We start from the raw sequence: 780 nt of genomic DNA, 5'->3' as shown, positions 1-780 counted from the left end.
ATCGCATCTGGCCTACATCATCTACACCTCCGGCTCCACCGGAACGCCTAAAGGCGTCATGGTCGAACATCGGAACGTCTTACGGTTGTTCGCTTCCACGAACGCCTGGTTTCATTTTGGCGCCGATGATATCTGGACTCATTTTCACTCTTATGCTTTCGACTTTTCTGTCTGGGAGATGTGGGGAGCGCTGTTTTACGGTGGGCGATTGATTATTGTTCCAAATGATGTCGCTCGCTCACCAGACGAATTTTACAAGTTATTGTGTCAAGCGAGGGTAACTGTACTGAACCAGACTCCCAGCGCTTTTCGGCAGCTAGTAGCAGCTCAGGCCAACAGCACGGAAATCCACAATCTGCGATATATCGTCTTTGGCGGCGAGGCTCTTGAAGTAACTACCCTTCAGCCCTGGTATGAGCAAAACAAAGAGCGGCAAGCTGAACTGATCAACATGTACGGCATTACTGAAACCAGTGTGCATGTAACCTACTGCCCGCTAAAACCGAAAGACCTTAAAAGACGGGGAGCAAGTCCCATTGGCTGTCGCATTTCTGATCTTCAGATATACATTTTGGATGGTCAAGGGGAACCAGTTCCTGTGGGTGTGGCTGGGGAGTTGTATATCGGCGGGGCGGGAGTGGCGCGTGGTTATCTGAACCGGCCTGAACTGACGGCGGAGAAGTTTCTGGCTAATCCGTTTCGAGCAGAGCCTGGGGCGCGGATGTACCGGACCGGGGATCTGGGCCGGTGGCGATCCGATGGCAACATCGAGTTTCTGGG

Annotated in this window: 1 protein-coding gene; it reads left to right on the top strand. The window is 52.4% G+C overall.

The window, feature by feature from the left end; translation table 11 throughout:
• A partial coding sequence (locus GSQ82_RS20965; protein ID WP_158794262.1) for an AMP-binding protein occupies window positions 1–780 on the top strand: 780 nt, incomplete at both ends.

Origin of the sequence: Granulicella sp. L60, assembly GCF_009765825.1 — a bacterium.
Classification (GTDB): Bacteria; Acidobacteriota; Terriglobia; order Terriglobales; family Acidobacteriaceae; genus Edaphobacter.
Note: the sequence above shows the minus strand (reverse complement) of the source record. Positions and strands in the feature narration are given on the sequence as shown.